This is a genomic window from Pedococcus sp. P2_F6, assembly GCF_056403675.1.
Map to the genome: position 1 here is coordinate 162143 of NZ_JBFUEZ010000003.1, position 12831 is coordinate 174973.

14 protein-coding genes are annotated in these 12831 nt (G+C 70.9%); 3 read left to right on the forward strand and 11 right to left on the reverse strand.

Going from position 1 to position 12831, the window contains the following annotated elements; all coding sequences use genetic code 11:
- Nucleotides 1-36: 36 nt before the first annotated feature.
- The 8 genes from AC1DWP_RS08735 to pyrE all read right to left on the reverse strand — a co-directional run bounded on the left by AC1DWP_RS08735 (nucleotide 37) and on the right by pyrE (nucleotide 7220).
- The gene (locus tag AC1DWP_RS08735; RefSeq protein ID WP_477614073.1) at nucleotides 37-1482 is read right to left on the reverse strand and encodes a multicopper oxidase family protein; all 1446 of its coding nucleotides are present in this window, start codon (nucleotides 1480-1482) and stop codon (nucleotides 37-39) included.
- 34 nt (nucleotides 1483-1516) lie between these two features.
- Complete coding sequence (locus tag AC1DWP_RS08740; RefSeq protein WP_477614074.1) at nucleotides 1517-2002, reverse strand: hypothetical protein; 486 nt, start codon at nucleotides 2000-2002, stop codon at nucleotides 1517-1519.
- 211 nt (nucleotides 2003-2213) lie between these two features.
- Nucleotides 2214-2864, reverse strand: a complete 651-nt coding sequence (locus tag AC1DWP_RS08745) for a response regulator (protein ID WP_477614075.1) — start codon at nucleotides 2862-2864, stop codon at nucleotides 2214-2216.
- Nucleotides 2861-4087 (reverse strand): sensor histidine kinase, encoded by a 1227-nt coding sequence (locus AC1DWP_RS08750; protein WP_477614076.1) that lies wholly within the window; start codon nucleotides 4085-4087, stop codon nucleotides 2861-2863. Before AC1DWP_RS08750 ends, AC1DWP_RS08745 begins: the two co-directional genes overlap by 4 nt.
- A gap of 30 nt (nucleotides 4088-4117) precedes the next feature.
- Complete coding sequence (locus AC1DWP_RS08755; RefSeq protein ID WP_477614077.1) at nucleotides 4118-4927, reverse strand: ABC transporter permease; 810 nt, start codon at nucleotides 4925-4927, stop codon at nucleotides 4118-4120.
- Nucleotides 4924-5823 (reverse strand): ABC transporter ATP-binding protein, encoded by a 900-nt coding sequence (locus tag AC1DWP_RS08760; protein ID WP_477614078.1) that lies wholly within the window; start codon nucleotides 5821-5823, stop codon nucleotides 4924-4926. The genes AC1DWP_RS08755 and AC1DWP_RS08760 overlap by 4 nt, the downstream gene beginning before the upstream one ends.
- Before the next feature lie 86 nt (nucleotides 5824-5909).
- Nucleotides 5910-6575: a LemA family protein gene (locus AC1DWP_RS08765; protein WP_477614079.1), complete on the reverse strand. Its 666-nt coding sequence runs from the start codon at nucleotides 6573-6575 to the stop codon at nucleotides 5910-5912.
- Nucleotides 6576-6665: 90 nt separating this feature from the next.
- The gene (pyrE, locus tag AC1DWP_RS08770; protein ID WP_477614080.1) at nucleotides 6666-7220 is read right to left on the reverse strand and encodes an orotate phosphoribosyltransferase; all 555 of its coding nucleotides are present in this window, start codon (nucleotides 7218-7220) and stop codon (nucleotides 6666-6668) included.
- Between the two features lie 79 nt (nucleotides 7221-7299).
- Here pyrE and AC1DWP_RS08775 point away from each other — a divergent pair, with 79 nt between their 5' ends.
- Complete coding sequence (locus AC1DWP_RS08775) at nucleotides 7300-8265, forward strand: DUF3500 domain-containing protein (protein WP_477614081.1); 966 nt, start codon at nucleotides 7300-7302, stop codon at nucleotides 8263-8265.
- 53 nt (nucleotides 8266-8318) lie between these two features.
- Here the strand turns inward: AC1DWP_RS08775 and AC1DWP_RS08780 are convergent, their stop codons facing one another.
- Nucleotides 8319-9086, reverse strand: coding sequence for an SDR family NAD(P)-dependent oxidoreductase (locus tag AC1DWP_RS08780; protein ID WP_477614082.1), 768 nt, complete (start codon nucleotides 9084-9086; stop codon nucleotides 8319-8321).
- 37 nt (nucleotides 9087-9123) lie between these two features.
- Here AC1DWP_RS08780 and AC1DWP_RS08785 point away from each other — a divergent pair, with 37 nt between their 5' ends.
- Together AC1DWP_RS08785 and AC1DWP_RS08790 are read left to right on the forward strand one after the other, a co-directional pair.
- Entirely contained in the window at nucleotides 9124-9909 is a 786-nt protein-coding gene (locus AC1DWP_RS08785) for an exodeoxyribonuclease III (RefSeq protein ID WP_477614083.1), read from the forward strand.
- Nucleotides 9910-9913: 4 nt separating this feature from the next.
- Nucleotides 9914-10786, forward strand: coding sequence for an alpha/beta fold hydrolase (locus AC1DWP_RS08790; protein WP_477614084.1), 873 nt, complete (start codon nucleotides 9914-9916; stop codon nucleotides 10784-10786).
- Here the strand turns inward: AC1DWP_RS08790 and AC1DWP_RS08795 are convergent.
- Together AC1DWP_RS08795 and AC1DWP_RS08800 are read right to left on the reverse strand one after the other, a co-directional pair.
- Nucleotides 10758-11201 (reverse strand): hypothetical protein, encoded by a 444-nt coding sequence (locus AC1DWP_RS08795; RefSeq protein ID WP_477614085.1) that lies wholly within the window; start codon nucleotides 11199-11201, stop codon nucleotides 10758-10760. The two genes, AC1DWP_RS08790 and AC1DWP_RS08795, sit on opposite strands and share 29 nt — an antisense overlap.
- Nucleotides 11198-12805, reverse strand: coding sequence for an MFS transporter (locus AC1DWP_RS08800; RefSeq protein WP_477614086.1), 1608 nt, complete (start codon nucleotides 12803-12805; stop codon nucleotides 11198-11200). Before AC1DWP_RS08800 ends, AC1DWP_RS08795 begins: the two co-directional genes overlap by 4 nt.
- Between the last annotated feature and the right edge of the window lie 26 nt (nucleotides 12806-12831).

The window sequence follows — 12831 nt, forward strand, 5'->3', positions numbered from 1 at the left end:
CAGGGACTTGGGTGACGCCACCCCAAGGCACCCCACTTACTCAGGGCTGTTGGGGGTGTCCCGCCCCAGTCGGAACCGGGTGGTCACCCCCTCGTACATCAGGTGGGCGACCAGACCCTCCTGGGCGTGCGGCAGGTTGTGGCAGTGGTCCAGCCAGATGCCGGGGTTGTCGGCGACGAAAGCCACATCCATCGTCTGACCGCTGTTGACCTCCAGGGAGTCGGTCCACCACGGACTGCCCGTGGCCTTTACCCCGTCGCGCGCCAGCACGACGACGTGGTGCCCGTGCAGGTGCATCGGGTGCGTCTCGCCCGAGTGGTTGTCGATGTGCATCACGACGACGTCGCCCTCGGAGACCATGAACATCGGGACTGCCGGGAACATCTGGCCGTTGATCGTCCACTGCACCCCGGGGCGTCCGTTGAGGAAGCCCGGGCGCCGACCCATCTCGTAGTCGAACCGCCGGTCGGGACTCGCCGGGTCGAAGGGCAGTGCGGCAGGCGAGCCGTAGGTCAGCAGGTCGACGACGGGCCTGGGCGCGCGGGTGGCGGTCCCCGAGCGACCGGCCGGACCCAGCACGAGCGCGGCTCCGCCCATCTCCACCCGTACGGCCTCACCCGAGGTCGGCACCCTCACCCGCAGGTCGGCCCGACCTCCCGCCGGCACCAGCACCTTCCGGCCCTCGACGGCCGTCGGCTGGTTCACGTCCGTGCCGTCGACGGCTACCAGCTCGAACGCCGCCCCACTCACCCACACCGGCATGATTCCGTTGTCGGTGTTGATGATCCGCACCCTGGCACTCGCCCCGGGCGCGACCTCGACCGGCACATCTCCGGCCCTGCCCTGCACCGCCCGCTTGCCGGCGTACAGGTGCGACAGCCCCACGACGTCGACGTCGCCGCCGATGCCACCGCGAGGGGTGACGACGACAGCTCCCAGCAGGCCCTTGACCACCTGCGCGTGCGAGACCTGGTGCGAGTGGTACCAGAAGGTGCCCACCTGGTCGGCGCGGAACCGGTAGACGTGCCGACCGCCGATCGGCACGGCGTCCTGGGTGACCCCGGCGACACCGTCCTCGGCGTTGGGCACATCGATCCCGTGCCAGTGCAGGGTCGTGCCGCCCGGAACCGACTCGTTGACGAGGGTCACCTGCACGAGGTCACCCGCCTGCGCACGGATCGTCGGCCCCGGCGTCGTGCCGTTGAGGGTGTATGCCGTGAGCGTGGGTCCGCCGGCGATGGTCACCTTCTGCCGGCGCGCGGTCAGGGTGACCTCGACGTCGGGAGTCCCGTCGTCGGGTTCGGCGAGGGTGGTGACGTCGCGGCCTCCGGTGGCGCCCGGCAGGTGCGCATGCAGCTCGGCCACGCCACCGAGGTCGACCGGCCCCATCCGCATCACCGAGTAGGACGACGGAACCAGGCTGGCGGCCCACATCCAGGCCAGCGGGACCAGGACCGCGAGGGTCGCCGCAAGCGCGACCACCAGTCGGACCCGGCCATGCCGGCGAGCCTGCCCTTCAGACGGCAACGCGATCAGCGGACTCGCGCGCTCCAGTCCTCGCCGGAGCAGCCCGCTTCACCCTGATTCCCGTCCAGGCCGCCGTCGAGAACAGCGCCAGCGCGTTGAGACCGTGCAGGGCACCCAGTGCCGCGATGCTGTGACCCATCAGGCCCAGGGTGACCTGCAGCAGGACGAGCACCAGCACCGCGAACGCGAACAGGATGCCGCGCGGCACCTTCGCGAAGAACGACGAGATGACCAGCAACAGCGCCAACGCGGGGATGACCATCATCCCGTTCATCCCGTGCAGAAGGAGGGCCTGGAACTCCGGGAAGGGCGCCTCGCCCCCTTCGATCGCCGCATCAAAGGTCGCCTTGTCCACCACACCACCATCGTTCTCGATCCACAGCCCCAACCCTGCGTCGCCATAGACGACGAACATCGCCTGGATGGCCACCTCGATCGCCACGAGGAACGCCAGTACCCGGTAGACATTGCGCATTGTTGACCCCTCTCCATTCGCCGCGGGGCGCGTGCGGATGCGCCGCGGTCTATCACCCATGGTCGCGGGCCCGAGCGCACGCCGACAGGGACACTGGTACTACCCCAGGTGCATCGGACGAACCGGGTCTTACCGGATCAAGAGGCCCGCCAGACACCCGCGGCGTGCCTCAGGGCTGGATCCTCAGCGCTCAATCCTTCGGGCTCGGTCGTCAGAGCTCGATCAGCCCGGCCCGGTATGCCGCGGTGACGGCTGCCGTGCGGTCCGTCACCCCGAGCTTCTCGAAGGCCCGCAGGAGGTGCGTCTTCACGGTGGCCTCCCCGATGTGCAGCTCGCGACCGACCTCGGCGTTGGACAGGCCCTTGGCGACGCACCGCAACACCTCGGTCTCGCGATCGGTCAGCGTCGGCGGCGCGGGCGCGCGCATCCGACTGGCCAGTCGTGCGACGACGGGAGGGGCCAGCACGGTCTCGCCCCGCGCCGCCCGGCGGATGGCGTCGGCCAGGGTCTCGCGGGGTGCGTCCTTGAGCAGGTAGCCGTTGGCACCCGCCTCCACCGCCCGGACGATGTCGGCATCCGTGTCATAGGTGGTGAGCACCAGGACCGCAGGCGCCGGCTCGCCGGCCCGCATCCTGGCCGTGGCGTCGGCACCGTCCATGACCGGCATGCGCAGGTCCATGAGCACCACGTCGGGCCTCAGCCGCGCCGCCAGCACCACCGCCTCGGCTCCGTCGGCGGCCTCACCGACCACCTCGAAGTCCGGGTGCTCGGACAGCATCGCCACCAGGCCCATGCGGACGACCGGATGGTCGTCGACCACCAGGAGCCGCAACGCCATCGGGGCACCTCCACCCTCGGTCATCGGGGCACCTCCACCCTCAGTCGCGAGCCCGCGCCCGGCGTGCTGTCGACGTCGAACCGGCCACCGACCTCACTGGCACGGGCAGTCGCCCCGTCGAGCCCGTAGCCCCGGGCCCCGGCGACCGGGTCGAACCCGACGCCGTCGTCGGTGACCACGAGCGCGATGGGGCCGTCCGCGGCATACGACAGGAACACCTCGAAGGTGGAGGCACCCGAGTGACGCCGCACGTTGGCCAGCCCCTCCTGGGCGGTGCGCAGCAGCACCACCTCGGAGTTGGCCGAGAGGACGACCGGCTCCCCGTCCACGCGGAGCGACCCGGCCATGCCGCTCTCCGCCGAGACAGCGTCGACGAGCCGCTGCAAGGCCTCGGAAAGCGTCCGCGACTGGAGGTGGCCGGGCGTCATCTCAGCGACGATCAGCCGGGCCTCGGAGAGGTTGTCGGCGGCGGTCTGCTCGATCAGCCGCAGTCGCTCGCGGACGGCGGCGAGGTCGCCGCGGTCCAGCGCCAGCTCGGTCGCGCGGGCCAGCGTCACGACCGAGGTGAAGCCCTGCGCCAAGGTGTCGTGGATCTCGCGCGAGATGCGCTCACGCTCGCCGGCGACGCCCTGCGCGCGCTCGGCCGCGGCGAGCTCGTCCTGCGTGCGGTGCAGCTCGTCGATGGTCCGCGCCCGGGCGTCGGCCTCCCGGATGATCCGGTGGATGAACAGGCCCAGGGTGAGCGAAAGCACGAGCATGATGACGGTGCTGATCGCGATGCCGATGGCGTCGTCGCCGGTGCGGGGACCCTGCAACAGGCGCGCGAGCCCGATCCCGACCACAGCGAGGATCACCGTCACGGCAGCCTTGTTGCGCGGCAGGATCGCCCAGGTCTGCGGGAAGAGCCCGAACGTCAGGATCCAGGCCGTGCCCGTGCCGTCGAGCGACATGAGGACGATCATCAGCCCCCAGGCGACCCCTGTGTAGGCGATGCCCGCCACGGGGTCACGCTCACCCATCCCGCGGCGGCCCCACACGGCATACGCCGCGCCGATGGCGACCACGCAGGCGATCCGCCAGCCGAGGTACTCCTTGTCCTCTGCCACCATCACCACGACGGTCGTCACGACGAGGACGGCGAACAGTCCGTGCCACCAACGCATCTGGCCGCGCCACATCTCGTCGAGGGCATCGGCTGATGCGCCCTGCTCCGAGCAGTCAGCCGGCCCGATGCTGTCGGTGCTCATGTGGCCCTCATCCCGGCACTCACGTGACCATCATGTCGTGCCGCGCTTGGTCCAGCGGAAGGTGCGGGCACAGACGATGAGCCCGGCGACCAGCCACGCGGCGAGCACGAGGGCGGTGCGACCGTGCTCCCACCCGCCGGCCATCTCCTGGTCCTGCCAGTCGCCGGGGAAGAACACCGACCGCATGCCCTGCGCGATCCACTTCAAGGGGAAGACCGAAGCCACCTGCTTGAGCCACTCGGGCAGGTCGGTGAAGGCGAAGTAGACGCCGGAGATGAACTGCAGGATGAGGGTCGGTGCGATGACGATGGCGCCGACAGAGCGGGACGAGGAAGCCAGGGAGGAGAAGGCGATCCCGAGCACCGTGCCTGAGGCGACACCGAGCAGGAACACCCACACGAAGGTGCCCCACCGCCCCGCGTCGGTCGGCAGCTGGACGCCGAACCCGAGCTTGGCGACGGCGATGAGCAGCGCGAACTGCGCGAGGCTCGTGATCGCCACCAGCCCGACCTTGCCGAGGAAGTAGGCGACCGGCGGCATCGGCGTCGACCGCAGCCGCTTGAGGGTGCCGTCGTCCCTCTCGACCGCGACGGACAGCGCCATCGACTGGAAGCTGGTCAGCATCACGCCGGCCGCGACCATCCCCGGGAGGAAGAAGCGGGCAGCGGTGACCCCGGCGTCAGCAGCGTCGCCCTTGCTGAAGCTGTCGCCGAAGATCACCGAGAACATGCTCAGCATGAGGATCGGGAAGACGAAGGAGAAGAACACCGCCTCCTTCTCGCGGAAGTACATCTTCAGCTCGAGGACGGTGCGGTCCCAGCCGATGGCGAACGTGTTCACGCGACGACCTCCAGTTCGGGTTCGCGGCCGGTCACGGCGGCGGCGAGGTGCGGGGTGATCAGGGAGAGATAGGTGTCCTCCAGGGAGGGCCGGGTCACGGTCAGCTTGCGGACCTCGCCGCCGAGCTCGGCGCCGAGGCGCGCGACGAACTGCGTTGGCGTGCTTGTCTTCTCGGTATGCCGCGTGCCCGCGTCGTCCTCCCACGTCACCGTGGCCTCGGACGAGGCCCGACCACCGAGGTTGGCCGGGGTGTCGAGGGCGAGCATCCTGCCCGCGGCGATGACACCCACCCGGTCGGCCAGCTGCTCGGCCTCGTCCAGGTAGTGGGTCGTGAGCAGGATCGTCGTGCCGCCGTCGGCCAACGAGCCGATCAGCTCCCAGAAGTCGCGTCGGGCCTGGGGGTCGAAGCCCGTGGTGGGTTCGTCGAGGAACAGCAGCTCGGGGGTGCCGACGATGCCCAGGCCGACGTCGAGCCGGCGACGCTGGCCACCGCTGAGCTTGCCGACCCGGTCGTTCGCCTTGTCGACGAGCCCGACCGCGGCGAGCACCTCGTCGACATCGCGTGGGGTGCGAAACACCTTGGCGGTGCTGGCCAGTGCCTCGCGAGGCGTGATGAGGTCCAGCCCGGTCGAGGACTGCAGCACGACGCCGAGCCGGTTGCGCCAGGCGAGACCCGCCGTCTGCGGGTCCTCGCCGAGGACGCTGACGGTGCCGCCGTCGCGCTTGCGGAAACCCTCCAGGATCTCGACGGTCGTCGTCTTGCCCGCGCCGTTCGGGCCGAGCAGCGCGAACACCTCGCCTCGTTCGATCTGCAGGTCGATGCCGTCGACGGCCTCGCGAGCTCCGTAGGTCTTGCGCAGTCCGGTCAAACGGATGGGTGCGTCTGGTGTTGACATGGCTACAGCCTGTCGTGCCCGCAGGCGCCGGCGTCAGCCCCACCCGGTTGATTCCCCGTCCACCGACCGGTGGACCCCAGCCGCGCCTACGGGGTTGGCGGGGTGTCCTGCGTGGGCGGGGCGGGCGGGGTGGCGGGGGCGCCTGCTGGCGTGCCCCCGGCATACCCGCTGGGCGGGGGGATCGTTGCGTCGCGCTGGCCGAAGTCGACCTTCACGGGGTCGCGCTCCTCGCCCTCGACCTCGAAGTACTCGGCGCGGCCGATGTTGAACATGCCGGCGATGATGTTGGACGGGACGGTCTCGACCTTGGTGTTGAGCTCACGCACGTTGGCGTTGTAGTAGCGCCGGGCCGCGGCGATCCGGTCCTCGGTGGAGGTCAGCTCCTGCTGCAGCGCCAGGAAGTTCTGGTTGGCCTTCAGGTCGGGGTAGGCCTCGGCGACCGCGATGAGCCGGCCGAGCGCCTGGCTCAGCAAGCCCTCGCTCTGGGCCTGCTGCGCGGGGCTCTGACCACCGGCCATGGCGGCGGAGCGGGCCTTCATGACGTCCTCGAGCGTGCCCCGCTCGTGGGCGGCGTAGCCCTTGACCGTCTCCACGAGGTTGCCGATGAGGTCGTGCCGGCGCTTGAGCTCGACGTCGATCTGGCGCCACGCCTCCTGCACGAGGTTGCGCAGCTTGATCAGCCCGTTGTAGACACCGACCGCCCACAGGACGAGCAGCACGAGCACGACCGCGATGATGATCCAGACCCACATGAGCAATCCCCTTGTTTTGTGCGGCGTCGTCTTGTGCGGCGTCTCGCCTACAGCGGTGCAGCTTCCACGGTGCGCCTTCTGCAGTGCAGCCTAGGCCAGACCGAGTTCGTCGAGGCCGTAGACGAACCGGTACTCGAGCCCGGCGTCCTCGAACCGCTGCCCGGCACCGGTCGCGCGGTCCGCGATGGTCGCGATGGCCACGACCTCGGCCCCGGCCTCGCGGGCGGCGTCCACGGCGTCGAGCGGTGAGTTGCCGGTGGTCGTCGTGTCCTCGACGACGACGACGCGGCGGCCCTCGATCGAGGGCCCCTCGATGCGCTGCTGGAGCCCGTGGGCCTTGCCCGCCTTGCGGACGACGAACGCGTCCTTGCGATCCCCTGCAGCTGCGCTCGCGTGCAGGATCGAGGTGGCGACGGGGTCGGCTCCGAGCGTCAGCCCGCCCACGGCGTCATAGTCGAGGTCGGCCACCAGGTCGCGCATGACGATCCCGACCAGCGGCGCGGCCTCGCCGTCGAGGGTGATGCGACGCAGGTCGACGTAGTAGTCGGCCTCCTTGCCGGACGACAGCGTCACCCGGCCGTGGACGATGGCCTTCTCCTTGACGATCTCGAGCAGGCGGGCACGGGCGGCGGCAGTGTCGGTCACGGTTGGCCAGCCTACCGAGGCCCGTTCTGGCCCCGCCTCAGACCTTGTCAGCGCGCTCGCCCTGCCTAGGGTGAACGTCATGGCCTCGACCTCGCGGCGCCTCACCGGTCGGATGGCAGACGCTGCCTCCGCACTGGTTGCGTTGCTCACGCCTCCACAGCAGGGGGCCCTCGCTGCCGACCTCGACGACCCGGGGTTCCGTGACTGGTCCTACCTGCCCGGGCCCCGACCCGGCCTGTCGCTCGCCGAGCTGACGACGGACCAGCGGGAGGCGGCTCTCAACCTGCTCGACACCGGCTGCAGTGCCGCAGGGGCGAAGACCGCGCGGGCCGTGATCGAGCTCGACTTCGTTCGCCGACAGCTGGCCGGGGGCGAGCCACAACCGGGCGACGACCGGTTCTGGTTCCGGGTCTTCGGCACGCCGTCGGACGGGGGCGCGTGGGCCTGGCGGGTCAACGGCCACCACCTGGCGGTCCACGTGACGGCCGTCGGTGACGACCTCAGCGTGACGCCGAGCTTCTTCGGGTCCGAACCGGCGCGGGTGCCCACGGGTCCACGCGAGGGAATGAGTGCGCTCACCGCCGAAGAGGACCTCGCCCGCGACCTGCTCGCCTCCCTCGACGAAACCCAGCGGCAGCGGGCCATCACGTCCGCCAAGGCCCCCCGCGACATCCTGACCCGCTACGACCCGGTCGCCGATTCCTCCCGCATCAGCGCGGGCATCGGGCACGCGGACCTGACCACCACGCAGCAGCAGCGACTGCACGAACTGGTGCGCCACTACTTCGGCCGCACGCCCGAGACAGCCGCGGCAGCCGCGTGGGCAGCGGCCGACAAGGCGGATCTCGACGAGATCCGGTTCGCGTGGGCAGGCGGGACGAGTCCCGGCGAGGGCCACTACTACTCGGTGCTCGGACCGACCTTCCTGCTCGAGTACGACAACACGCAGGACGACGCGAACCACATCCACAGCGTGTGGCGGGACCTCACAGACGACTGGGGTGGCGACCTGCTGGCCCGGCACTACGCCGCGGGCCACCGATGACCACCCCTGACCACGCCGAGGTATGCCGCGTGGCTCAGCCACGCGGCACAGACCTACTTCCCTGGGCGGTGGACGCTCCGGGCGCGGCGGCGCACCAGTGAGCGGGGCACGACGCGCAGCGCGGCGACGATCGCCTTGTACTGCGCTGACGGCACCGACACGACGCGGCCCTTGGCGACGTCGTCGAGGCAGTCGCGCACCAGCCGGTCGGCATTGAGCCACATGAAGTCGGGGATGCTCGACATGTCGACCTGCGCCCGCTCGTGGAACTCGGTGTGCGTGAACCCGGGACAGAGGGCGGTGGCCGTCACGCCGGTGCCGCGCAGCTCCGCGGCGAGGCCCTCGGTGAAGACCGTGACGTAGGACTTGTTGGCGGAGTAGGTGCCCGCGGTGATGAACGAGGCGACCGACGAGACGTTGATGATGGCGCCGTGCCCGCGGCTGCGCATCGCGTTGCCCGCGGCGTGCGACAGGACCAGGACCGCCCGGCACAGGACGTCGAAGTTGGCCTCCTCCTCCGTGACGTCGTGGCGCAGGAACGAGCCCTTGAGCGAGTAACCCGCGTTGTTGACCAGCAGGTCGACGGGACGGGCGAGGTCGGCCAGCCGCTCGGCGACCTTGCCCGTCTCGGCCCGGTCGGAAAGGTCGGCGACGAGGATCTCGGTCCCGACGGAGTACTTCGCGTGCAGCTCGTCGGAGACGTTCTCCAGCCGCGCACGGTCACGGGCGACGAGGACGACGTCGTGCCCGCGCTCCGCGAGGGCGTGGGCGAAGGACAGGCCGATGCCGGCGGTGGCGCCGGTGACGAGGGCAGTGCTCATGTCCTCACTCTAGGCGGGTCCGCATAGGGTTGCCTGCGTGCGCATTGCCACCTGGAACGTCAACTCGATCCGCTCCCGCATCGACCGTGTCGAGGCCTGGCTGCAGCGCAGCGACGTCGACGTGCTCGCGATCCAGGAGACCAAGGCGACCGACGCCCAGTTCCCGTTCGACCGGCTTCAGGCCCTCGGCTACGAGGTGGCCCACCACGGCCTGAACCACTGGAACGGCGTCGCCATCGTGTCCCGGGTCGGGATCGAGGACGTCACGCCGTCCTTCCCCGACGCCCCGGCGTGGGGCGACCCGCCGGTCGTCGAGGCACGCGCCCTCACCGCCACGTGCGGGGGCGTCAAGGTCACCTCGGTCTACGTCCCCAACGGTCGCCACATCGAGGACCCGCACATGGTCTACAAGCTCGACTGGCTGGCCCGGCTCCGCGACCAGGCGAGGACGTCCGTCGAGGCCGGCGAGACGGCGGCGCTCATGGGCGACTGGAACATCGCACCGCAGGACGAGGACGTCTGGTCGATGGAGTACTACCTCGACAAGAGCCACGTCTCCCCCGGTGAGCGGGCGGCCTTTCAGGCGCTCCTGGACGCCGGGTTCGTCGACGTCGTGCGGCCCCACACCCCCGAGCCCGGGACCTTCACCTACTGGGACTACAAGATGCTGAGCTTCCAGAAACGTCGCGGGATGCGGATCGACTTCATCCTCGGCACCCCGGCGTTCGCGGCCCGGGTGGCCGGCGCCGTGATCGACCGCGAGGAGCGCAAGGGCAAGGGCGCCTCCGACCACGCCCCCGTCGTCGTGCAGCTGGACGACTGAGCGGATGACGTCCCGCACCTTCACCGTCGCCGTTCCCGACGGAGCCCTGCTCCAGGTGCAGGAGTATGCCGCGGGCACGGCCTCCAAGGGCGCCGCCACCTCCGTCGGCAACGCCCCCACCGTGGTCCTGGCGCACGGGTGGACGCTCACGCGGGCGTCGTGGCTCCCGGTCGTCGAGCAGCTCGTCGCGGCGGGGGTGCGGGTGGTGACCTACGACCAGCGGGGGCACGGCGGGTCCAGCCCGTTGCGTGGCCGGCCGACGGTGCGGATGCTCGGTGGCGACCTGGCTGCGGTGCTCGACGTGGTGGCGCCGCGGGGACGAGTGCTCCTCGGAGGTCACTCGATGGGCGGGATGACGGTGATGGCCTACGCGGGGCTGCACCCCGACGAGTTCCGAACCCGGGTGGCCGGCACGGTGCTCGTGGCGACCAGCGCGGGTGACCTGCAGAACCGCCTCTCAGCCGTCGAGGCCCGCCTGATGGCCCTCGCATCGCGGATGCCAGGGATCCCGGCGGGCCGGTTCGTCACGAACCGGGGCCAGCGACGGCTGCTGTTCGGTGCCGACGCCGACCCGTCACACGTGCAGCTGACCCGCGACATGGTGGCGCGGACGTCGCTGCCGACCATGGGCCGGTTCTTCGGCGCCCTCGGGGAGCACGACGAGAGCGAGGCACTGAGCCAGCTGGCCGGCATACCCACCGTGGTGCTGGTCGGTGACCGCGACAGGCTCACGCCGCCCCGGCACGGTCGACGGCTCGCCGAGCTGATCCCCCACGCAGAGCTGCGGATCCTCACCGGTCGCGGTCACATGCTGGTGTACGAAGCCACCGACGAGGTCGTCGAGGCCTTCACGACACTGCTCTCGCCGGTGGCGTGACCGTGACCTGCGCCTGAAAGGCCGTGGGCTCGCACCCTGGCCCGTTGGGCTGGACCTTGCGCGGGGTGACGCGGACCGTGGTCTCGGGGACGAACACCGCGCCTGCCGTGTCGCGCGCGGTGACGGTGACGTCGACGGGTTCGGTGGAGCTGATGGCCGGGAGGTCGACCCACGCCGAGTCCTCCTCGGCACCCATGAAGGCCGCCGTCCCGCACCTGCCTCTGACGCAGGCGCGCACGCTGATCTCGTTGTTGAGGGCCTGGGCGTCGAACGCCCGCGGAAAGCCGGCGATGGTGACGCGGACACCGTTCGTGGCGCCGATCTCCGTGCACGCCCGCGGCGGTGGGACACACGCCGCGGTCGTCAGCACGAGGCCGAGCACGCCGGCGAGCACGAGCGCACGAGAAGGGTTCACCAAGGTTGGAGGGAAGCCACCGGCTGCTGGTTCCGGCGAAGACCGAGTCCCACCGACGCGAGGGCGCCGAGGAGGGCCGCGATCGCCGCGCCGAGGAACACCGTCTGCACCTGCACGAGGCCTGCGGCGAGGAGTGCCTTCGTGTCCGTCTGGTCGGGCAGCGCTGCGACGGTGTCGTAGTAGCGGTGCAGGCCGATCGCCGTCAGCAGCGCCAGGCCCACGACCATCCCGACCATGCGGGCCACGACGACCAGGGCTGAGGCCACGCCGTGCGCCTCGGCCGGGGCGTCGGCGAGGGCCGCGTTGTTGACCGGAGCGAGCGCCAGCCCGACCCCCAGCCCCACGGCCACGAGGACCACCGTGGCCATCGGCCCGTCGAGGGAGCCTTCCCCCCACCCGCTCATCGCGAACAGGCCGACGGTCGCCACCAGCAGGCCGGCCCCACTGACCAGCCCGTCACCGAGCCTGCGCAGCGACCAGCCCCCGAGCAGCGCACCCACGGGCACGGCCAGCAGGAACCGCACCAGCACGAACGCCGCGACAGTCTGCGAGTCGGTGAGCGTCAGCCTCGCGAGCACCGGCACGTCGACGATGACCGCCACGAGGGCGGCGCCCACGAGAAGGCTCACGACGAGGGAGGTCCGCGCCCGGCCTCGCACGACACCGCGCGCCACGAGGGGCTCGGCAACGGTGTGGTGCCTCCAGAGGTAGAGCCCCAGGGCGAGGGCCCCGACCGGCAGCAACGCGAACCCCAGCGGCCCGACCACCTCACGCTCGGGATCGCTGGCGGCAAAGGTCAGCACCACGCTGCCGAGGGCCAGCCCGAGGAGCACAGCACCGGGCAGGTCGGCGCGCCGCAGCAGTACCCACCACCGCGGTGCCGTCACCACGACGAGCGCCAGCACGAGGGTCAGGGCGACCACCCCGATCGGGGTCAACACCCGCGACGTCGAGTCGCCGAACGGCACGAACGGAACTCCCAGCGTCACGTCGGCCGCCAGCCGCGACGGCGCAGCGAGTGCGAGCCCGCCCACGACGAGCGCCGAGGCGCCGAGCACGAGGGGTATGCCGCGTGGTCGTCCTGGCCGCACGCCTCCGATGACGAGTACCGCTCCAGCGAGGACGAGACCGGCCACCACGTTGAGCCAGAAGATCGTCCGCCAGCCGGAGATGGCGAGGACGGCGGCTCCGAACACCGGCCCGAGGACGCTGCCCACCTCCTGCACCGCGCCGACCACGCCCAAGGGGGTGCCCCGCCGGTCAGGCGGCCAGAGGTCGGCCACGATGGCGAGCGTGGCTGGAACGAGACCACCACCCCCGATGCCCTGCAGAACCCGCCCGGTCACCAGGACCGGCAGCTCGACAGCAAGGGCCGTGATCGCGGACCCGACGACGAAGATCGTCAGGCAGGCGACCAGGATCCGTTGTCTGGCAACGAGATCCGCGAGACGGCCAATGAGGGGCAGCACGGCGATGTAGCCGAGCAGGAAGCCCGAGATGATCGGCGTGGCCTTCTGCAGGGCGTCGATGCCGAGACCGACGCCGGTCATCATGTCCGTCAGGGCCAGGACGACGACGTAGGTGTCCGCCGCTGCAAGTGCCACCGCCACGGACGCCGTGGCGAGCAGCG